Source organism: Plantactinospora sp. WMMC1484, assembly GCF_049315195.1.
GTDB lineage: Bacteria > Actinomycetota > Actinomycetes > Mycobacteriales > Micromonosporaceae > Plantactinospora.
The window spans coordinates 2,521,087-2,541,240 of record NZ_CP186055.1; the positions used below are offsets into that span (position 1 = coordinate 2,521,087).

At 71.2% G+C, this 20,154-nt stretch carries 20 protein-coding genes; 9 read left to right on the top strand and 11 right to left on the bottom strand.

Annotated elements, in window-relative coordinates; genetic code table 11:
* Position 1: 1 nt before the first annotated feature.
* Positions 2–490 (bottom strand): MarR family winged helix-turn-helix transcriptional regulator, encoded by a 489-nt coding sequence (locus ACN28C_RS11185; protein WP_422773422.1) that lies wholly within the window; start codon positions 488–490, stop codon positions 2–4.
* A 103-nt stretch (positions 491–593) separates the two neighbouring features.
* On the opposite strand from ACN28C_RS11185, the gene ACN28C_RS11190 reads away from it, so the two are divergent.
* A complete protein-coding gene (locus ACN28C_RS11190) occupies positions 594–1,154 on the top strand; it encodes an NADPH-dependent FMN reductase (RefSeq protein WP_422773423.1) in 561 nt (186 codons plus the stop codon).
* A gap of 201 nt (positions 1,155–1,355) precedes the next feature.
* Entirely contained in the window at positions 1,356–2,204 is an 849-nt protein-coding gene (locus ACN28C_RS11195; protein WP_422773424.1) for a 3-hydroxyacyl-CoA dehydrogenase family protein, read from the top strand.
* A 115-nt stretch (positions 2,205–2,319) separates the two neighbouring features.
* Here ACN28C_RS11195 and ACN28C_RS11200 read toward each other — a convergent pair whose 3' ends face one another.
* The 3 genes from ACN28C_RS11200 to ACN28C_RS11210 form a co-directional block, all read right to left on the bottom strand.
* Positions 2,320–3,177, bottom strand: a complete 858-nt coding sequence (locus ACN28C_RS11200) for an ABC transporter permease (protein ID WP_422773425.1) — start codon at positions 3,175–3,177, stop codon at positions 2,320–2,322.
* Positions 3,174–4,022: an ABC transporter ATP-binding protein gene (locus tag ACN28C_RS11205; RefSeq protein WP_422773426.1), complete on the bottom strand. Its 849-nt coding sequence runs from the start codon at positions 4,020–4,022 to the stop codon at positions 3,174–3,176. The genes ACN28C_RS11200 and ACN28C_RS11205 overlap by 4 nt, the downstream gene beginning before the upstream one ends.
* An 84-nt stretch (positions 4,023–4,106) precedes the next feature.
* Complete coding sequence (locus ACN28C_RS11210) at positions 4,107–4,748, bottom strand: DUF4126 domain-containing protein (RefSeq protein ID WP_422773427.1); 642 nt, start codon at positions 4,746–4,748, stop codon at positions 4,107–4,109.
* A gap of 73 nt (positions 4,749–4,821) precedes the next feature.
* On the opposite strand from ACN28C_RS11210, the gene nucS reads away from it, so the two are divergent.
* The 4 genes from nucS (at position 4,822) to ACN28C_RS11230 (ending at position 7,721) form a co-directional block, all read left to right on the top strand.
* Positions 4,822–5,481, top strand: coding sequence for an endonuclease NucS (nucS, locus tag ACN28C_RS11215; protein WP_422773428.1), 660 nt, complete (start codon positions 4,822–4,824; stop codon positions 5,479–5,481).
* 283 nt (positions 5,482–5,764) lie between these two features.
* Entirely contained in the window at positions 5,765–6,175 is a 411-nt protein-coding gene (locus ACN28C_RS11220; protein WP_422773429.1) for a hypothetical protein, read from the top strand.
* Between the two features lie 13 nt (positions 6,176–6,188).
* Positions 6,189–6,791: a cell wall protein gene (locus ACN28C_RS11225; RefSeq protein WP_422773430.1), complete on the top strand. Its 603-nt coding sequence runs from the start codon at positions 6,189–6,191 to the stop codon at positions 6,789–6,791.
* An 84-nt stretch (positions 6,792–6,875) separates the two neighbouring features.
* Positions 6,876–7,721 carry a MauE/DoxX family redox-associated membrane protein gene (locus ACN28C_RS11230; protein ID WP_422773431.1) on the top strand — a complete coding sequence of 282 codons (846 nt, stop codon included), beginning with the start codon at positions 6,876–6,878 and terminating at the stop codon, positions 7,719–7,721.
* An 82-nt stretch (positions 7,722–7,803) separates the two neighbouring features.
* Here ACN28C_RS11230 and ACN28C_RS11235 read toward each other — a convergent pair whose 3' ends face one another.
* Together ACN28C_RS11235 and ACN28C_RS11240 are read right to left on the bottom strand one after the other, a co-directional pair.
* Entirely contained in the window at positions 7,804–8,463 is a 660-nt protein-coding gene (locus tag ACN28C_RS11235; protein WP_422773432.1) for a class I SAM-dependent methyltransferase, read from the bottom strand.
* 80 nt (positions 8,464–8,543) lie between these two features.
* The gene (locus tag ACN28C_RS11240; RefSeq protein WP_422774620.1) at positions 8,544–10,031 is read right to left on the bottom strand and encodes an aldehyde dehydrogenase family protein; all 1,488 of its coding nucleotides are present in this window, start codon (positions 10,029–10,031) and stop codon (positions 8,544–8,546) included.
* Between the two features lie 236 nt (positions 10,032–10,267).
* Between ACN28C_RS11240 and ACN28C_RS11245 the strand changes: the two genes are divergently transcribed.
* The 3 genes from ACN28C_RS11245 (at position 10,268) to ACN28C_RS11255 (ending at position 13,921) form a co-directional block, all read left to right on the top strand.
* Positions 10,268–10,816: an FHA domain-containing protein gene (locus ACN28C_RS11245; RefSeq protein WP_422773433.1), complete on the top strand. Its 549-nt coding sequence runs from the start codon at positions 10,268–10,270 to the stop codon at positions 10,814–10,816.
* 112 nt (positions 10,817–10,928) lie between these two features.
* On the top strand, positions 10,929–12,077 hold the full coding sequence (locus tag ACN28C_RS11250; RefSeq protein WP_422773434.1) for an alpha/beta fold hydrolase: 1,149 nt from the start codon (positions 10,929–10,931) through the stop codon (positions 12,075–12,077).
* Positions 12,078–12,253: 176 nt separating this feature from the next.
* Positions 12,254–13,921: a 3-hydroxyacyl-CoA dehydrogenase family protein gene (locus tag ACN28C_RS11255; protein WP_422774621.1), complete on the top strand. Its 1,668-nt coding sequence runs from the start codon at positions 12,254–12,256 to the stop codon at positions 13,919–13,921.
* 54 nt (positions 13,922–13,975) lie between these two features.
* On the opposite strand, the gene ACN28C_RS11260 is transcribed toward ACN28C_RS11255, so the two are convergent.
* From ACN28C_RS11260 to ACN28C_RS11280, 5 genes are all read right to left on the bottom strand, one after another.
* The gene (locus ACN28C_RS11260) at positions 13,976–15,076 is read right to left on the bottom strand and encodes an Ig-like domain-containing protein (protein WP_422773435.1); all 1,101 of its coding nucleotides are present in this window, start codon (positions 15,074–15,076) and stop codon (positions 13,976–13,978) included.
* Positions 15,077–15,253: 177 nt separating this feature from the next.
* The gene (locus tag ACN28C_RS11265) at positions 15,254–16,366 is read right to left on the bottom strand and encodes an FG-GAP-like repeat-containing protein (protein WP_422773436.1); all 1,113 of its coding nucleotides are present in this window, start codon (positions 16,364–16,366) and stop codon (positions 15,254–15,256) included.
* 40 nt (positions 16,367–16,406) lie between these two features.
* The gene (locus ACN28C_RS11270) at positions 16,407–17,531 is read right to left on the bottom strand and encodes an FG-GAP-like repeat-containing protein (protein ID WP_422773437.1); all 1,125 of its coding nucleotides are present in this window, start codon (positions 17,529–17,531) and stop codon (positions 16,407–16,409) included.
* An 86-nt stretch (positions 17,532–17,617) separates the two neighbouring features.
* A complete protein-coding gene (locus tag ACN28C_RS11275; RefSeq protein ID WP_422773438.1) occupies positions 17,618–18,733 on the bottom strand; it encodes an Ig-like domain-containing protein in 1,116 nt (371 codons plus the stop codon).
* Between the two features lie 165 nt (positions 18,734–18,898).
* Positions 18,899–19,996 carry an Ig-like domain-containing protein gene (locus tag ACN28C_RS11280; protein WP_422773439.1) on the bottom strand — a complete coding sequence of 366 codons (1,098 nt, stop codon included), beginning with the start codon at positions 19,994–19,996 and terminating at the stop codon, positions 18,899–18,901.
* Positions 19,997–20,154: the final 158 nt, after the last annotated feature.

A 20,154-nucleotide genomic window follows, 5' to 3' on the forward strand; every position in this document is an offset into this window, starting at 1 on the left:
GTCAGCGGGCGGATCCGGGCTCGGGGTGCTCGGCACACGTGCCGGTGGTGGCGAAGCGGCGCAGGGCGTCGGCGAGCTGGGCGAGGTCGAGCCCGTCGAGGTGGTCGACGATGTGCCGGCGGACGCTGGCCAGGTGGGTCGGGTAGGCCGCGCGCAGCCGGGCCAGCCCGGCGTCGGTGAGCACCGCGTTCCAGCCACGGGCGTCCTCGGGGCAGCGGACCCGCTGGACGAAGCCGTGCTGCTCCAGCCGGCCGACGATCCGGGTCATCCCGCTCAGCGACAGGTCGACGGCGGTGGCCAGCTCGTTCATCCGCATCCGGCGGTCAGCTGCCTCGGAGAGGTGCATCAGCACCCCGTACTCGTTGATCGACAGGCGCTGCTCGCGGGTGAGGTCGGCGTCCAGCGCCCGCGGGACGACGGTGATCGCTCGGCCCAGGGCCCGGACGACGGCCTCCTCGTCGCGGCTCAGCGGACGCAACGGCGCTGTCATGGAAAACACAGTAGCACGGCAGTTGCTTGACAAAGCAAGTACCTGCCTATTTGCTTGACGCGGCAAGTAAAAATGCCGCTCACGTCGGAGGGAAACACCGGTAATGACCAGAATCGGCATCATCCTCGGCAGCACCCGCCCGGGGCGCAACGGCGAGGCCGTGGCGCGCTGGGTGTACGACATCGCGAGTCAGCGCGGCGACGCGGAGTACGAACTCGTCGACCTGCTCGACTACAAGCTGCCGCACCTCGACGAGGCGATTCCGCCGAGCATGGGCCAGTACGCCAACCCGCACACCCTGGAGTGGGCCGCCAAGATCGGGTCGTTCGACGGCTTCGTGATCGTGACCCCGGAGTACAACCACTCCACCTCGGGGGCGCTGAAGAACGCCATCGACTTCCTCTTCGCGGAGTGGAACAACAAGGCGGTCGGCTTCGTGAGCTACGGCAGCGTCGGCGGCGCCAGGGCGGTGGAGCACCTGCGACTGGTCGCCGGTGAGCTGATGATGGCCGACGTGCGGGCTCAGGTGACGCTCTCGCTGCGTACCGACTTCGAGAACTTCAGCACCTTCACACCGGGCGACTACCAGCGGGAGGCGCTGGGTGCGGTGCTGGACCAGACCGTGACCTGGAGCAAGGCGCTGGCCCCACTGCGCGCCAGCTGACCCTGCGACCAACCGACCGCCCGACCAACCGACCGCCCGACCAACCGACCGCCCGACCAACCGACTGCCCGTCCGCCCGTCCGGCGGCACCCGGTGCGCGACGGGGTGCCGCCGGGCGGAAGTGTTACCGGAGGGTAGCTGGGCCCGCGCCGCCGGTTAAGGTGCTCCGGAGGGACACAGTCCAGCCGAAGGAGTGCAGAGATGGTGGGTCGACTCGCGGTCGTTGGAGCCGGTCTGATGGGTTCGGGCATCGCGCAGGTCGCGGCGCAGGCGGGGTGGCAGGTGACCCTGCGCGACCTGGACGACGCGGCCACCCGGCGGGGCCTCTCCGGCATCCGCACGTCACTGGAGAAGTTCGCGGCCAAGGGCACCATCGACACCTCGGACGTCGAGGCGGCGCTGGACCGGATCACCCCGACCACCGAACTGGAGGCGGCGGCCGACGCCGACATCGTGGTCGAGGCGGTCTTCGAGCGCCTGGAGATCAAGCAGGAGGTGTTCCGGGCGCTGGACAAGATCTGTGCGCCCGACGCGGTGCTCGCCACCAACACCTCGGCGATCCCGGTCACCCAGATCGCGGCGGTGACCGCCCGACCGGAGTCGGTCGTCGGCACGCACTTCTTCTCGCCGGTGCCGATGATGAAGCTCTGCGAGCTGGTCCGGGGCTACAAGACCAGCGACGAGACGCTGGCCACCGCCCGGGCGTTCGCCGAGGAGATCGGCAAGACCTGCGTGGTGGTCAACCGGGACATCGCCGGCTTCGTCACCACCCGACTGATCACCGCCCTGGTGATGGAGGCGGTCACGCTCGTGGAATCCGGGGTGATCTCGCCGGAGGACCTGGACACCGCCTGCAAGCTCGGCTTCGGGCACGCCATGGGCCCGCTGGCCACCACCGACCTGACCGGCGTCGACGTGCTGCTGCATGCGACGAAGAACATCTACGCGGACACCGCCGACGAGAAGTTCTTCCCGCCGGAGCTGCTCCAGCGGATGGTCGCCGCCGGTGACCTGGGGCGGAAGACCGGCAAGGGCTTCTACTCGTACTGATCCCGCAGGAGCCGTGCGCGACAGACTCCGGGCATCGGGTGTCGCGCCCCGCTGCTGCGCCCAGCTCGACAGGGTGCCGACGAGCGTGTCGATCCGGGGGCAGAGCGGCTCCGCCTCAGCCGTCGCGCCGGCTGGTCCAGCGGAAGGTGGTCAGGCAGAGCAACAGGCCGACGAGGCACCAGGCGGCGAGCACCAGCGCGACCCGGGTCAGCTCGAAGGAGCCGGCCGGCTCCTGCGCGCCGAACGACTCGGGCAGGAAGACCGAGCGCAGGCCCTGGCACATCCACTTCAGCGGAAAGATCGCCGCGACCTGCTGCATCCAGGGCGGCAGGCTGGTGAAGACGAAGAAGACCCCGGAGATGAACTGGAGGACCAGGGCGACCGGGGTGACCACCGCCGAGGCGCCCCGGCCGGTGCGCGGCAGCGTGGAGAAGGCGATGCCGCAGAGCGTGCAGGCGGTGATGCCGAGCACCGAGACCCAGAGCAGGGTCAGCCACGCGGTGGCGGTCCGCGGCAGGGAGAGGTCGAAGAGGAGGGCGGCGACCGCGAGCAGCAGCACCGTCTCGGCGACACCGATTACGGCCACCATGACGACCTTGCCGGCGAAGTAGACCCACTTCGGCATCGGCGTGCCGCGCAGCCGCTTCAGCACCCCCCGATCCCGCTCGATCGGGATCTGGATCGCCAGGCTCTGGAAGCCGACCGTCATCAGGCCGGTGGCGATCATGCCGGTGACGAAGTACTGCGTGAACCGGACTCCGCCGCCTATCTCGCCCGTGAAGATCGACGCGAAGATCACGATCATCACCACCGGGAAGAGCATGGTGAAGACCACGGACTCCCGGCTGCGCAGGAACTGGCGTACCTCCAGCCGGCCCTGTCGCAGGCCCAGGGCGACCGGCCCGACCCGCCGGGCCGGCGCGGACGCCGGCGGGCTGGTGGCGCTGCTCGGTGCGGTGGTCGAGGTACTCATCGGTGCCCGATCATCCTTAGGTAGACGTCCTCCAGGGTGGGCCGGGTCACGGTCAGCCCCGGCACCTCGCCGCCGAACCGCGCGGCCAGCTCGCCGACCAGCGCCGTAGGCGTCGCGGTCTCGACGCGTTCCACGCTGCCGGACGGGGTACGCCAGGAGACCGTGGCCAGCGCTTCGGCCCGGTTGCCGAGCCGCTCCGGAGTGGCGACCTCGACCAGCCGCCCGGCGGTGATCACACCTACCCGGTCGGCCAGCGCCTCGGCCTCGTCCAGATAGTGCGTGGTCAGCACGATGGTGGTGCCGGCGGCGGCCAGGTCGCGGATCAGCTCCCAGAACTCGCGCCGGGCCTCGGGGTCGAAACCGGTGGTCGGTTCGTCCAGGAAGAGCAGCTCGGGCCGGCCGATGATGCCCAGCGCCACGTCCAGCCGGCGCTTCTGCCCGCCGGAGAGGGTGTGGGTTCGTGCCGTCGCCTTGCCAGCCAGCCCGACCCGCTCGATGACCTTGTCCGGGTCGTCGGGGTCGGGGTAGAAGCCGGCAAAGTGGTGCACCACCTCGGCCGCCGTGAGATCGTCGAACTCGCCGGTGCCCTGGAGCACGATGCCGACCCGGGACCGCCACCCCGCGTCCGCGCGGTCCGGGTCGACGCCGAGCACGGTGACCTCGCCCGCGTCCCGGCGGCGATAGCCCTCCAGGATTTCCACCGTGGTGGTCTTGCCGGCACCGTTCGGGCCGAGCAGGGCGAAGACCTCGCCCCGGTGCACCGCCAGGTCGACGCCGTCCACGGCGACCGTCCCGCCGTAGGCCTTGCGCAACCCCCGTACGGAGATCGCGAGCTGCTCTGCCATGGGTCAACTATGCGTGACGGACCGGCGGTGCCGGGGACCGGGTCGCCCGGGTAGCCCGGGTAGCCCGGCCCGCGCCCCGGAGCATCAGTACTTCGCCATGTCCCGGGTGTCCCGGGTGTCCCGCGCGACCTGGGCGGCCTGCCGCTCCGCCCGGCGACGGCGTCGCCGACGTACCACCCAGAGCACGAGCAGCGGCAAGGCCAGCAGGAAGAGCAGCACCAGCACCGGCAGCAGGATCGCGGCCAGCGAGAAGACCACACTCGTGGCGTCCTCGGCGGTGCTCGCCACCGGGGCGCCGAGGCCCGCCGTACCGGCGTTGATCACCGGTCGGGCAGCCGCCTTCAGCCCGTGTACGCCGAGCGCGATCAGCACCCCGATGACCACCGGCACCCACTGGCTGGAGCCGAAGAAGGCGCCCGGATCGCTCACCGTCACCGTCTCCGCCCCTGAACCCGCGCCGAAGGCGAGCCCGCCGGCGGTCGGCCGGACCACGGTCTGCACCACGTCGTTGACGTGGTCGACCACCGGCACCTTGTCGGCGACCGCCTCGATCGCGAGCAGCACCGCCAGGATCGCCAGCACCCAGCCGTTGGAGATCCACTGCCAGCCGCCGGGCAGCTGTATGACGTCGGTGTACCGGGCCAGCAGGCCCATGGTGAGCAGCGGGATGTACGCGTTGAGTCCGGCCGATGCGGCGAGGCCGGTTCCGGTGAGGGCTTCCAGCACGGCTACCAGGATGGCACCGACTCGCCAGTACGGCGCGTCGGGTGGAGATCGACGCTTCCGCTACCCTCGTCGGGTGCGGTTGGTGATTGCGCGGTGCTCGGTGGACTATGTCGGACGGCTTTCGGCCCACCTGCCGCCCGCGACCCGGTTGCTGATGGTCAAGGCGGACGGGTCGGTCTCCATCCACGCCGACGACCGGGCCTACAAGCCGCTCAACTGGATGAGCCCGCCGTGCCGGCTGGAGGAGGCCCCCGGCGTGTGGCGGGTGGTCAACAAGGCCGGCGAGGAGCTGCGGATCACGCTGGAGGAGATCTTCCAGGACTCGTCGTACGAGTTGGGTGTGGACCCCGGACTGCGCAAGGACGGCGTGGAGGCGCACCTGCAGGAGTTGCTGGCCGCCAGCCCGACCGCACTGGGCGACGGCTTCACGTTGATCCGCCGGGAGTACATGACCGCGATCGGCCCGGTCGACCTGCTCTGCCGGGACGGCGCCGGTGCCACGGTGGCGGTGGAGGTGAAGCGGCGCGGTGAGATCGACGGCGTCGAGCAGCTCACGCGCTATCTGGAGCTGCTCAACCGCGATCCGCTGCTCGCACCGGTCGGTGGCGTCTTCGCCGCCCAGGAGATCAAGCCGCAGGCCCGGGTGCTCGCCACCGATCGGGGCATCCGGTGCGTGGTGGTCGACTACGACCGGCTGCGCGGCATCGAGCGCGACGAACTGACGCTCTTCTGATCGCAGAGCAGACGCGTCTGACCGCAGAGCAGACGGGCTCTGACCGCAGAGCAGACGGGCTCTGACCGCAGAGCAGACGGGCTCTGACCGCAGAGCAGACGGGCTCTGACCGCAGAACGGACGCGCCCGGGTCGGGGGCGACCGCCCGGGTGGGCGGCGCCGTGCGCCGAAGCTGAAGAAAACTTTCAGTTACATCGATTGACGCTGAGCATTTCCGCCGTAATAATTGGCGTCAATATTGATCAACGTCGTTTCCCTTAAACCCCCGAAGGGAGGACCGATCATGGCAGCTGTGACCGGGGAGGTGTCCTGGTTCTGTTGCGGCAGTTCCTGGGGCCCCTGCGGCACGGCCGGTGGCGGTGCCTGCGGCACCTGCAGATCCGGCAACCTCCAGCACGCCTGGCCGAACACCTCGCAGGCGTGCCTGGACATCACCCGACCGCACGTCTGCGGGCCCAGTCTGGCCCGCCGGACCTGCGGGTTCGTCCACTACACCACCAACCTCTGCAACGGCGCCCGGGTCCGCACCTCGATCGCCGACTGCGGGCCGCAGACCGACCTGTTCTGCGGCGAGCGCACCTGCTGTGGCTCGTCCTGCGGGACGAACCGGATCATCGACCTGACCCCGGCCGCCTACAGCGCGATCGCCAGCCTCTCCACCGGGCTGCGGCCGTGCTCGGTCGACACGGTGTAGGGGAGGAGCCGCGATGACGAACACCATGGACCGTCGACGGCTGCTCAGCACCGCCGTGCTCGGCGGCGCGGGTCTCGCCGGAGCCTCCGTGCTCGGCCCGCTCGCCCCGGAGGCGGCCCTCGCCGCCGAACCCGTCAAGCTCGAACCCGGGGCTCCCGACCCCAACTTCGCGGAGGGGCGGGTCACCTCGATCACCGGCACCGTGGTGCTGCTGGCCGCCTCGGACGGTGCGCTGCACCGGATCCAGGTCACGAACGGCACCAGCATCTGGAAGTTCCAGCCGACCACCTTCGACCGGCTGGAGAAGGGCGACGGCATGTACGTCCGGGGCGTGCGGCTGCCCGACGGCACCCTGGCCGCCGACTCGCTCTGGGCCAACATCGTCAACCTGACCGCGCACATCGTCTCGGTCGGGCGCAACGTGCTGCATCTCGACCACCACGGCAGGCGGCTGGTCGGGCACGTCGTACCCGGCACCACCGCCGCCGTCTACAACGGCACGCCCGCCATCTCCGACGTGTCGCTGCTGCGGGTCGGCGGGCACGTCCAGGTGATCGGCGCCTGGCACCCCGACACCAACGAGATCAGCATCGCCACCGTCTACGCCGCCAACTGAGGTGCAAGGAAGGGCCCCCGCATATCGTTTTCTGTTGTAGCGGGGGCCCTTCCTTGCACCTCTTCCCCTGGAAGAGGAGGCATCATGCTGCAACTCCTGGCGGCGCTCCAGCCCCTGCTGGTGGGCGTCGTGCTGATCTGGTCGGCCCGGGTCAAGCTGCTGGACCGGGGGGCGGCCGAGCAGGCGCGCCGCTCGGCGCTCGGCACACTGGTCGGCGAGGAGCGGGCGGTGCCGGCGTACCGGCTGCTCGGCGGGGTCGAGCTGCTGCTCGGCATCGTGCTGGTGCTGCCGCCGGCCTCCGTCGCCGAGCCGGTCGCGGCGGCCGGGCTGGCCGCCGGCTTTGTCGGCTACCTCTGGTACGCCCGCCGCGCCGCACCCGGCTCGTCGTGCGGGTGCCTGAGCGCCAAGGTCACCCCGGTCACCGGCCGCAGCATCGGTCGGGCCGGTCTGCTGGTGCTGGCCGGACTCGTCGGCGCGGCGGCCGGCGGCGTCCACTGGCTGCCGGCGCTGCTCGACGGGCCGGTCGGCGCGGTCGGACTGCTGCTGGCCGAGGCGGCCGTGCTGGTGGCGCTCTCCCCCGAGTTCGACTCGGCCTGGCTGCTGCCGCTGCGCCGGCTCCGCGTGCGGCTCACCTCTCCGCTGCGGGGCGGCTCCGGCGTACCGCTGCTGGCCAGCGTGCAGCAGCTCCAGCTCAGTGGCGCGTACCGGCAGGTGGCCGCGCTGCTCACCTCCGACGTCCGGGACCACTGGCTGGAGGAGCCGTGGCGGATGGTCTGCTACTCGGCCCGCTACCAGGGCCGGCCGGCGACGGCGGTCTTCGCCGTACCGGCGGAGGAGATGGCACCGGAGCGGGTGCGGGTCGCCGTGGTGGACGACTCGACCGGGGCCACGCTGGTCAGCCTGGCCGGGGAGCGGGCGTACGCTGCCTGACGCCGCGGTGGCAGCCGCCTCCGGCCGCTCAGCCGCCTCCGGCCGCTCAGCCGCCTCCGGCCGCTCAGCCGCCTCCGGCCGCTCAGCTGCCGGTGCGGACCGCGATCAGAGACTTGATCATCCCGGCCAGCCGTTCGGTCCGGACCTGGGAGTGTGGGAAGTAGTGCCGCATCTGCGACCGGTCCACCAGCTCGGTCCAGAGCACCTGCTGGATCGCGGTCTCGCGGGAGTCCGGCCGGGTGTGCGCCAGCGGCCAGTGCCGGGCCAGCGCCACCCGCAGCCGGACCGGGGCGAACTGCATGCCCGGGGCGATCCAGTGCGGCTCGATGGGAAAGTAGCGGTAGGGAGTCTGCACCCAGTGCGCGTCGGCGAGCGCGTGCACGGTCTCGGCGAACCGCAGCCGGCGCTCGTGCCCGCCGACGTGCTCCAGCACCGAGTTGGAGAAGACCAGGTCGTAGCGGCGGGCGGCGATGTGCCGGGGCAGCGCGCAGGCGTCGCCCCGGTCGACCTCCGCCCACTCCGGTACGTCGGCAGACGCCTCCTCGAGGTTCACCACGTGCAGGTGTTTGGGTCGTACCCGGGCCCGGACCCAGGTGTCGAGCCGTCCGCCGAGGTCGATCACGGACATCTGGGCCAGATCCGGGAAGGTCTCCGCAAGCCAGCCGGCCCGCCGCTGTCGCCGCCGGGCACCCCAGGAGTTGTCGCCGTCGACCAGGCGGAATCGCAACGCGTGCAGTCCCATTGGGCGAACGGTACCGATGCGAGAGGCGGCCAGGGATGACCTACTCGCCCCTTTTGTCGCTACGATCGGTCAGATCGTCGTCACCGGCCGTACATTAATTTGGTCGCCTTGACGATGCGGTCGAGATGTGCCGGGGTGCGCTCGAACGTCATCGCCGGCAGCAGCGAGGGACCGCGCCGTCTGGTCACCGCCTTGCTGCGGGCGAACTCGCGCAGCCCGTCCGCGCCGTGAATCCGGCCGAAGCCGGAATTGCCGACCCCGCCGAACGGCAGTGTCGGCATCCCGACGAAGGTCAGGGTGGAGTTGATCGCGGTCATCCCGGAGCGCATCCGGGCGGCGATCCGCGTGGCCCGGCGCCGGCCGAAGACCGCACCACCCAGGGCGTACTGCGCGGCGTTGGCGCGGGTCAGTGCCTCCTCGGCGTCGCTGACCCGGCTGATGGTGAGGGTGGGGCCGAAGGTCTCCTCACGGACGGCCTCGGCGTCCTCCGGCACGTCGACCAGGACCGTCGGGTGTACGTACGGCGGCCGGACGGCGTCGGGGCCACCGAGTACGGCCCGGCCGCCACGCTCGACGGCATCCTCGATGTGCCGGCGGATCGTGGCGATCTGGTCGGGCATGGTGATCGGGCCGAGGTCGGCGTCGTCCAGGCCGACGGTCAGCCGGCCGGCCCTGGTCACCACCTTGTCGACGAAGGCGTCGTAGACGGGCGCGGCGACATAGGCGCGCTCGATGCCGATACAGGTCTGGCCGGCGTTGGTGAACGCGCCCCAGACGCAGGCTTCGGCGGCGGCGTCCAGGTCGGCGTCGGTGTCGACGATGACGGCATCCTTGCCGCCGGCCTCGATGACGAGCGGGGTGAGCGTCTCGGCGCAGGCGGCCATGACCACCTTGGCCGTACGGGTGGAGCCGGTGAAGGCGAGCTTGTCGATGCCGGAACGGCAGAGTGCGGCGCCGACGTCGCCGAGCCCCTGCACCGCCTGCAGCACCGGCTGTTCCGGCACGACCTCGGCGAAGGTGTCCACGAGCCACTGGCCGACGGCGGGGGTGTATTCGCTCGGCTTGGAGACGACCGCGTTCCCGGCGGCGAGGGCATAGCCGATGGAGCCCAGCGGGGTCAGTACCGGATAGTTCCACGGGCCGATCACGCCGACCACGCCGAACGGCTGGTATTCGAGCCGGGCGGAGAACTCCGCTACGGGGAGCCGGGAGCGCACCCGGCGGCGTCCGAGCACCCGCTTGGCGTTCCGGGCGGCCCAGTCGAGGTGGTCGATGGCGCTGACCGCCTCGACCACGGCTTCGACGACCGGCTTGCCGGTCTCCAGGTGCGACAACCCGGCGAGTTCGGTGATCCGGTTGGCCATCAGCGCCCGCCAGCGCAGCAGCCGGGCCCGCCGGCCGGCGAAGCCGAGCCCCGCCCACCACTCCGCGGCCAGCCGGGCCCGTTCGACGGCCCGGCCGACGGCGTCGGCGTCCGCGACCGGGAACTGCCCGGCCAACTCGCCGGTGGCGGGGTTGGTGGAGATCAGCTCTCCGTCGGAGACGCGCGGTACGCCGGGAGCGTGCATTCCGGGTACGCCGGGAGCGTGCACGGTCGTCATGACGGGAGTCTAGACCCGAGGATTACCCGCGGGTAAGTATGTGCGACGACAACGCATCGGCCGAACCGGCGAGGTTGCGGTCCCCTTGCTGGTCAGTGCGGTTCGACCCGGCGGGACGTGGAACCCGGCCGTTCCGGGTGGGAAGCTGACCGGGGGCCGACGTTGTCGCGTCGGCGTGGGGGTGGAGCCGGATGGAGACATCCATGTCCGACGGACGCGAGCTGTTGCCGATACTGACCGTGACCAGCGGGTCGCTGCGAGGTGCGAGCTTCCGACTCGGTCCGGGGTTGCGCCGGATCGGTCGGGAGGACGGCGCCGACGTGCTGCTGGACGATCCGAAGGTGAGCCGCTGGCACGCCACGGTCGAACTCGCCGCCGGCCGGGTGCTGTTGACCGACACCGGATCGACGAACGGGACGTGGCTCAACGACGAGCGACTCCACGGGCACGGTGAGCTGCGGGACGGTGACCGAATCCGGTTGGGCAACCTGGAGCTGCGCTTCTTTGATCCCGGAGCCGCCGCCACCGACCGCCTCGGCACGTACCGTGACATGCTCGGGCCGCCGGCGCCCCCGCCCGGGCCGCCCGCGCCGGCGGTTGCCGGCGCTCCGGCAGCGGCGGCAGGCGCGCTCGCCGCACCGACCCAGCTGATCGGTACGCCTGCCGGGCGGTCCCGCCGGATGCTCCTGATGATCAGTGGTTGCGCCGTGCTCGCCGGCGGAATGGCCTGGGCATACCTCGTCCTCGGATAGCTGGGCACACACGTGGTCCGACCGCACGTGGCACACCCGGTCATGCTTCCGGGGCGGGATATGGGGCCGGGCCACATATCCGCAGCCGCAACCGGCTGGCATCATCGCCCGGATGGAGATCCGGGCACACGAGGTTTCGGCTAACGGCATCCGGCAGCGGGTCCTGGTGGCGGGCCCGCCGGACGGCCGCCCGGTCCTGCTGATCCACGGCAACTGCTCCTCCGCCGACTTCTGGCGACCGCTCCTCCGACACCTGCCGGCCGACCTGCGCCTGGTCGCCCCCGACCTGCGCGGTTACGGCGGCACCGAGGCCGCGCCGGTGGACGCGACCCGAGGGCTGGGAGTCTTCGCCGACGACGTCGCCGCACTGTTCGACGAGCCGACCCTCTTCGAGCCGACCCTCTTCGAGCCGGCCCTCTCCGACCCGGCCCTCTCCGGTGCGGCGGGCGCCCGGCCGGTGGTGGTCGGCCACTCGCTCGGCGGTGGTGTGGCGATGCGGCTGCTGGTGGACCACCCCGAGCGGGTGGCCGGGCTGCTGCTGGCGGCGCCGGTCTCGCCGTACGGCTTCGGCGGCACCCGGGACCTGGCCGGCACCCCGACCACCCCGGACTTCGCCGGCACCGGCGGCGGTACGGCGAACTCCGACTTCGTCCGCCGGCTGGCCGCCGGTGACCGCGGCGCCGACGAGCGGACCAGTCCGCGTACGGTGCTGCGCACCGCCTACGTCGCCGACCCGGCCAGCCTCGGCGCGGACGAGGAACTGCTGCTCGACTCGGTGCTCTCCACCGCCACCGGCGACGACAACTACCCGGGCACACACCGGTCCAGCGACAACTGGCCGGGGATGGCGCCGGGGGACCGGGGCGTGCTCAACGCCCTCGCGCCGAACCACTTCCGGATCGCGGACGAGCTGGTCGCCGTCGCGCGGAAGCCGCCGATCACCTGGGTACGCGGCGACGCCGACGCCATCGTCTCGGACACCTCCCTCTTCGACCTGGCGCAGCTCGGCGCGCTCGGCGTACTGCCCGGCTGGCCCGGCGCGGAGGCGTGCCCGCCGCAGCCGATGATCGGGCAGACCCGGGCGGTGCTGGACCGGTACGCGGCGGCGGGCGGCAGCTACCGGGAGATCGTCTTCGCCGGTTGCGGCCATTCGCCCAACATCGAACGCCCCACCGAGTTCGCCGCCGCCCTGCGGGACCTGGTGTCCGGGGCGCACCGGGTCGGGGCCGCCGGGCGCGCCGTGACAGACTCGCCGCAGTGACGTGGCGGCCGCTGCGCCGGCCGCACGCGACACAGCGGCGCGACGCATCGGCGCGACACAGCGGGAGGCCACGGGTGGCAGGCGGAACGACAGGTGCCGGCGGCACCCCGAGCGGGCCTGGTGCCGGCGGCACCCCGAGCGGGCACGGTGCCGGCGGCACCCCGAGCGGGCCCGGTGTGCAGGGCGCTCCCCTCGCCACCGTCGGCGTCGTCGGGCTCGGCGCCATGGGCGCCGGCATCGCCGAGGTCTTCGCCCGCAGCGGTCTCCAGGTGGTCGCTGTCGAGATCATCGAGGAGGCACTCGACCGGGGCCGCGCCACCCTGACCCGCTCCACCGACCGGGCGGTCGCCCGGGGGCGGCTGAGCGGCACCGACCGGGACGCCCTGCTGGGCCGGATCACCTTCGCCGTGGGGCTGTCCGCGCTCGCCGAGGTCGACCTGGTGATCGAGGCGGTGCCGGAGCGGCTCGACCTCAAGCGGCGGCTCTTCGCCGACCTGGACCGGATATGCCGGCCCGGCACGATCCTGGCCAGCAACACCTCCTCGCTGAGCGTCACCGAGATCGCCGTCGCGACCGGCCGGCCGGACCGGGTGGTCGGGATGCACTTCTTCAACCCCGCGCCGGTGATGAAGCTGGTCGAGGTGGTCCGGACCGTGACCACCTCGACCGAGGTGGTCGGCGCGGTGCAGGAGCTCTGCGCCCGGCTGGGCAAGGTCGCCGTGACCATCGCCGACCGGGCCGGTTTCGTCGCCAACGCCCTGCTCTTCGGCTATCTCAACCAGGCCGTCGGGATGCTCGAGTCGGGGTACGCCGGCCGCGAGGAGATCGACACCGCGATGCGGCTGGGCGCCGGGCTGCCGATGGGGCCGCTGACCCTGCTCGACCTGATCGGCCTGGACACGGCGTACGAGATCCTGGAGACCATGTACCGGCGCGGTGGCCGGGACCGCCGGCACGCGCCGGTACCGCTGCTGCGCCAGATGGTCACGGCGGGACTGCTCGGCCGCAAGTCCGGTGGGGGTTTCTACCGCTACGAGCGGCCCGGTTCGGCCATCGTCGTACCCGACGGGCAGACCCCGGCGGCGGCGCCGCTCGACGGTGCCCGTCCGGTGCGTCGGGTCGGGGTGGTCGGGCCGGGGGAGGCCGCCGAGGGGCTTGGCGAAATCTTCCGTCGAGCCGGCTACGACGTGGTCGTGGTCGCCCGGGACGCCGGGCGTTCCGGCGGGTCGCCGGGGCTGACCGCACTGGCCGACGCCGACCTGGTCGTCGAGGCGGTCGCCGACGAACTCGCCAGCAAGCAGGCGCTCTTCGCCGAGCTGGCCGAGGTCTGCAAGCCGGAGGCGCTGCTCGCCACCACCACCGGCACGCTTCCGGTGATCGACATCGCGATGGCCGCCCGGCGGCCGGCCGAGGTGGTCGGCCTGCACCTGCTCGACCCGACCCCGGCCGGCGCGGTGGTGGAGATCGTGCGTACCGTCCGCTCCTCGCCGGAGGCGGTTACGACCGCCCGGGCGGTCTGCGCCGGGCTGGGCCGCGCCGGGGTGGTCTGCGGGGACCGGGCCGGGTTCGTGGTGCGGGCGCTGCTGCATCCCTACCTGAACGACGCCGTGCGGATGCTGGAGGCGTCGTACGCGACGGTGGACGACATCGACCACGCGATGACGCTGGGCTGCGGCTATCCCGCCGGCCCGTTCGAGGTACTGGACCGGGTCGGCCCGGAGGCGGCGCTGCGGATCCAGCGGCGGCTCTACCGGGAGTCCCGGGAGCCGGGGCTCGCCCCGGCTCCGCTGCTCGAACAGGTGGTCACCGCCGGCCGATCGTTCCGGGGACAACCGGCGGAGTGACTCCCCGCCGGTGTCGCCGGGCGATCCCGTGGACGCGTGTCCGTGACCGCGCCGCTACCGGGCGATCCGCAGACTGACGGCGGCGTTGCTGCTCCGGCCGCCGTCGGTGAGCCGGTAGACGAAGCGGTCGCTGCCGGCCCGGCGGTCGCCGTTCGGCCGGTAGATGATCGTCCGGCCGGTGGTGACCTGCACGGTGCCGTGCGTAGGCGGAGTGACGATGGTGAGCCGGGTGGTGCCGGTGGCGAAGTCGTTGGCCAGCACCGGGATGCCGGTCGCCTTGACCGCGCTGACCCGGGGGTTGTCCCGCACCGCCCGCGGAGCCGTAACGAACCCGCCGCTGCCGGTGCCGATGAACACCGTCTGCGCGGCGGTCACCTCGCTGGTGGTGACGATGTCCAGGATCCCGTCGCCGTTGCGGTCCGCCACCGCGACGCTCCAGCTCTCGTCGCCGTAGACGTCGCCGTGCAGGTCCAGCACCGTGCCGTCGTCGAGCACCACGACCACGCCGGTGAAGTAGTCACCGCAGCCCTCGGCGTACGCGATCGTCACGTCCATCGCGCCGTCCTGGTCGAAGTCGGCCAGATGGTGCTGTGGGCGGCCGGAGCAGTACCGCACCGGGCCCGGCGTCAGCGTGCCGCCGGCGGTGGCCAGGTAGGTGGCGAACCCCTCGCCCTGGTCGGTCCACTCGTAGACGTCCTGCCGCCCGTCGCCGTTGAAGTCGGCGGTGCCGATGTAGCTGGGCTGCCAGATGGTGTCGAAGCCGCGGACGACCTGGAAGCCGTCCAGCAGCAGCAGGGTGTCGTCGATCGACGGCGGCGGGCCGGCGAACCAGGTGACCACGAGTTCGTTGGCGGCGTCGCTGTCGAGGTCGAGCCCGACTCCCATGTCCGGGCAGTACTCCGCCGAGGGGAGGTACGGGTAGGACTGTGCCGGGTCGTAACCGCCGCCGGGGCGGCCGAGTTCGACCCGTACCAGGCAGCCGGACGTGCCGGGCGCGGCGCCGAGGGTGCTCCGGTCCGGCCGTCCGTCCCCGTTCACGTCGGCGACGATCGGCTCGTCCTGCCAGCCCGCCAGCGCGGGCGGCGCGGTCAGGCCGGCGCTGGCGGTGGCCACCGCGGCCGCGACCGCGAAGATGTTGATGCGTCGGCTCCACATGGTGCCTCCTCCGACCCAGTTGGCGCTTCCGGACAAATCGCTTTCCTGGTGGAGAATAGGGTGTACGTGGGGCAAAAATGTATCTGCTGACCGCAATGCGACACGCCGTTTCATCGGCCTCTGGGTGGGTACCAGCGCGGGCGGGGTCGGGCCTGGCCCGACCCCGCCGGTCCGCGCTCAGCCGACGATCCTCAGGCTGACCGCGGCGTTGCTGGTCCTGCCGTCCTGGGTGAGCCGGTAGATGAAGACGTCGGTCCTGCCGTGCACCGGGTGGGGGGTGTAGATCACGGTGCCGTTCGTGGTGACCTTCACCGTGCCGTGCCGGGGCGGTGTCCAGATGCTGACCTTCACCCGGTCGGTGGCGGCGAAGTCGTTGGCGAGCACCACGATGCCGGTCGCCTTGATCCCGCTCACCGTCGGATAGTCGCGGATCGCGACGGGCGACCGGACGAAGGTGCCGTTGCCCACGCCGATGAACGTGCTGACCTCGCCGGTCAGGTCGTTGTGGGTGGTCACGTCCGGCACGCCGTCCCGGTTGGCGTCCTCGGTCTCGACCGTCCAACTGCCGAACCCCTCGACATCGGCGTGCAGGTGGATCAGCCGGCCGTCGTCGAGGACCACCACCACCCCGCTGAAGTAGTCACCACAGCCCTCGACGTACGCGATCGCCACGTCCATCGCGCCGTTCCGGTTGAAGTCGGCGAGCCGGTGGGTCAGCGGGCCGGAGCAGTGCCGCACCGGGCCCGGCGTCAGGGTGCGGGTGCCGGTGGCCAGGTAGGTGGCGAATCCCTCGCCCTGGTCGGTCCACTCGTAGACGTCCTGCCGCCCGTCGCCGTTGAAGTCGGCGGTGCCGATGAAGCTGGGCTGGTAGATCGTGTTGAAGCCGCCCGAGACCCGAAAGTTGTCCAGCACCAGCAGGGTGTGCGCCACCGTGCTCGGCGGACCGGCGAACCAGGTCACCGCGAGTTCGGCCGGCGGATCGGCGTCGAGGTTGAGCCCCACCCCCATGTCCGGACAGTTGGGCTCGGTGGCCGGCAGGGTGAGATAGGTGTACGGGCGCCCCACCCCGTAGCCACCGCCGGGCAGCCCCAGACCGACCACCGCCCGGCAGGACGTCGAGGCCCCGACAAGGTGGTCGAGCACCACCCTGTCCGGGTGGGCGTCCCCGTTGACGTCGGCGATGATCGCCTCCCCCGGGCCGCCCGCGGTGGCGCCGGACGTCCCCGCGCCCACCGAACCGGCTGTCGTGATCGTTGCCGCCATGGTGACGGCGACCCACCTACCCTTCATGCCCCGCCTCCCTGGGCTCGCCAACCCCTCCCAGGTTGGGTTATCCGGTCCACCGCAGATAGACGACACCGCTGCTACGGTGCTCGCCATCCGTGATCTGGTACGTGAACCGATCGGTAACACCATGGTCGGCCCGGGGACGGTAGACGATGCGACGGTCGCTGATGACCTGGACGGTGCCGTACCGGGGCGGCGCGCTGATCGTGACCGTGGCCCGGGAACTGACGTAGTCGTTCGCGAGGACGTCGATCGCCACCGCCCTGGTGCCGGTGAGTGTGACGGAGTCGGTGTTCGCCCTGGGGGACTGGACGAAGACGCCGGTCGGGGTGCCGATGAAGAACTCGATCTCTCCGGTCAGTCGCGAGACCGTGCGGATGTCCGGAATCCGGTCGCCGTTGGCGTTCACCACCTGGCTGGTCCAGGTCTCCAGGCCGACCGGATCGTGCTGGAGCTCCTGCGGCGTACCGTCGTCGAGCACCACTGCGACGCCGCTGTTGAAGGTGATCGACCGGCAGCGTTCGCTGTAGCTGTTGACCAGGTCGGCGGCACCGTCGAGATCGAAGTCGGCCAGCTCGTAGTCGATCGGGATGCCGCACCACTGGGTCGGCCCCTGCGCCAGCGTGCCGTTGCCCTGGTTCAGGTACGTCTCGATGCCCTGCCCCTGGTCGGTGACCGCGTAGACGTCCTCCCGGCCGTCGCCGTTGAAGTCGGCGGTGCCGAGGTGATAGGGGGCGAAAATCGCCGAGTGCAGTCCGGAGGCCGGCCGGAAGGAGTTGTCGAGGTACATGAGGTTGTACGGCACGGTCGGCGGTGGCCCCGGATACCAGGCCACGACCAGTTCCTCCCGCCCGTCACCGTTCAGGTCGGCGGCCACGCCGAGTTCCGGACAGCGGGTGCCGATGCCGGTACCGCCCGGACGCAGATAGACGAAGGCGACGGGCAACCGGTAGTCGCCGGAGGCGGTGCCGTACTCCACGATGACGGAACAGAAGTCGGGCTGGACCAGGCCGAGGGTGATCCGGTCGGTGAAGCCGTCCCCGTTGACGTCGCCGAGGACCTGCTCACCCCGACCGCCGGCCCAGGCGAGCGGTGCCCGGGCCACCGCTCCACCCGTCGCGGCCACGATCACCATCACCACCACGAGCGCGGTACGTCTCCGCAACATGGCCCCTCCCTGGTACGTCGACGTGTCCGGCCGTGTCCGGCTGTGTCCGGCCCGGGACGGTCCTGCCAGCCCCGGAATTGTCCGGTTCACTCCGGAAAGCTGAGATAGACGGTGGCACTGGATCGTCGGCCATCCTCCGCCACCACGTAGGTGAACCGATCGGTGCGGCCGTGCCGCGGGGCCGGCCGGTAGATGATCCGGCGGTCGGAGAGGACCTGGACGGTGCCGTACCGGGGTGGCGTGCTGACCGTGACCGTGGCTGACAGGCTGACGTGGTCGTTGTCGAGCACGTCGATGGCGAGCGGCTTGACCCGGTCCAGCGTGACCCGGTCGGTGTTCGCGTCGGGCGCCCGGACCAGGAGGAACATGCCGCCGGTCTCGGTGTTGATGAAGTGGCTGACCCGGCCGGTACGCCGATCCGTGGTACGCACGTCGGGATAGCCGTCCCCGTCGGCGTCCACGACCCGGGCGGTCCACCGGGTCTGTCCGGTGGGATCGTTCTCCAACTGCTGGACCGTGCCGTTCTGGCGGATCCGGACGACTCCGCTGCTGCCGTCGCCGCACGCCTCGCCGTAGGCCAGCAGGACGCCGTCGACTCCGCTGCGGGTCCAGTCGGCGAGTTCCGCGGTCGGGGCGTCGACGGAGCAGAACCGGATCGGTCCCGGCACCGCCGTGCCGTCCTGGATGATGGCGTTGACGATCCCACCCGGACCGATCGCGTACGGGGAGGGTGCGGCGCCGGGGCTGAAGACGCCGACTCCGAAGTAGGTGGGGTAGTTGAGCTCCGACGTGTATGTCAGTGCCGGCTGGAACGTCGGGGGAAAGAGGATGAGGCGGTTGAAGGTGAGCCCGGCCGGTGCGCCCCTGCTCCACCCGATGCCGAGGTCGTCGCGCCCGTCTCCGTTGAGATCGGCGGCGACTCCCATGTCCGGGCACTCCGGCATCGGCGCGGTACCCACCCTCAGGTAGACGAAGGCGATCGGCGGCAGCAGGGTCCCCCCGGCCGTCCCGTACTGCACGATCGTGGAGCAGAGGTTCGGGCTGACCGAGCCCAGTTGCACGGCGTCCCGGATGCCGTCGGCGTTGAAGTCGCCGTAGACGGTCTCACCGGGGCCGGCGGCCCACGCGGGGGGTACCGGCGCCATCCCGCCGCCGACGACGACGATGGTGATGATTGCAGCGCTGAGGCGAACGCTCCACATATCGTTCCCCATATCATGCTTTGGCTGGCCAATCGGACCAGACCATATTCGGGACGCTAGACCGGTTCTGCCCGGTACTGACCTGAGCTGACGGTGATCCGACACCGAATCGGCACGGCGTAATCCCAGGTTGGTGGGGACGGTCGGCCGCCGGTGCCGACGGCCTCAGGGGAAGCTGATGTAGACCACCGCGCTGCTCCTGCGGTCGGCACGCTGGATCTGGTAGGTGAACCGGTCGGTACGGCCGTGCTCGGCCCGGGGGCGGTACAGGATCCGCTCGTCGGAGAGCACCTGTGTGGTGCCGTACCGGGGCGGTGTGGTGACGACGATCCGGGCCTCGGCCGCCGTGTAGTCGTTGGCCTGGACGTCGATGGCCAGCGGTTTGACGGTGGTGAGGCGGACGCGGTCCGTGTTCGCTTTCGGGCCCCGGACGAACTCGCCGTCGCCGACGCTGTGGTAGTAGTTGATCTCGCCGGTGCGGGTGTTCTGGGTGCGGACGTCCGGGAACTGGTCGGCGCCGAGGCGGCTGACCTGGATCCGCCAGATGGCCTGCCCGGTGAGATCGCGTTCCAACTGCCGGGTCCGCCCGTCGTCGAGCACCACCACCACGCCGTTCTCCTCGTCCGCGCAGCCGCCGGTGTAGGCCAGTACGGCGTCCGTCCTGCCGTTCAGGTCGAAGTCGGTGTGCTGGAAGGTGGGCGTGCCGGTCGAGCACCACCGGGCCGGACCGAGGACGGCCGTGCCGTTCTCGATGATCGCCGTGTAGTAGCCGCCGGGCCCGACGGCGTACGGCGTGACGGTGCCGTTTCCGGTGAAGTCCTCCGTGCCGAGATAGCGCGGGTTGGGCAGCGGCGACGTGTACGTGAGGAGCGTGTCGAAGTCATCGTCGATGGCGATCCGGTTGTAGGAGATGCCCGGCGGGACGGCCTCGCTCCAGGCGAGCCAGAGCTCGTTGCGGTCGTCGTCGTCCCCGTCGAAGGCGGTGCCGATGTCCGGACAGTTGGTCCCGACGTCGACACCGGGACGCTGGTAGGTGTAGGCGATCGGCGGCAGGTAGACGCCGGGGCTGGAGCCGTACTGGATGATCAATGAGCAGAGGTTGGGGTGGATGGCTCCGAGGATCGCCCGGTCGGTCACGCCGTCGTCATTGAAGTCGACCAGGATCGGGTCGCCCGGCGCAGCGGCCCAGGCAGCCCGGGGAGGGGCTCCGGCGGCGAGTAGTGCCGTCACCAGCAGGCCCGTGAGGATACGTCTGCTCCACATCGCGTCCTCCTCCTGTGGGCCGGGAATCACCATCCGAAGGGATCCGGATCGCCGACCGACGAGATGTTCCTGGAACGTAACTCCCTGTACACAGGAAGGGCTCGATGCTGACCGTGATTTGACAGTTACGCACAGCAATAATGTGTTGGTGGATGCAT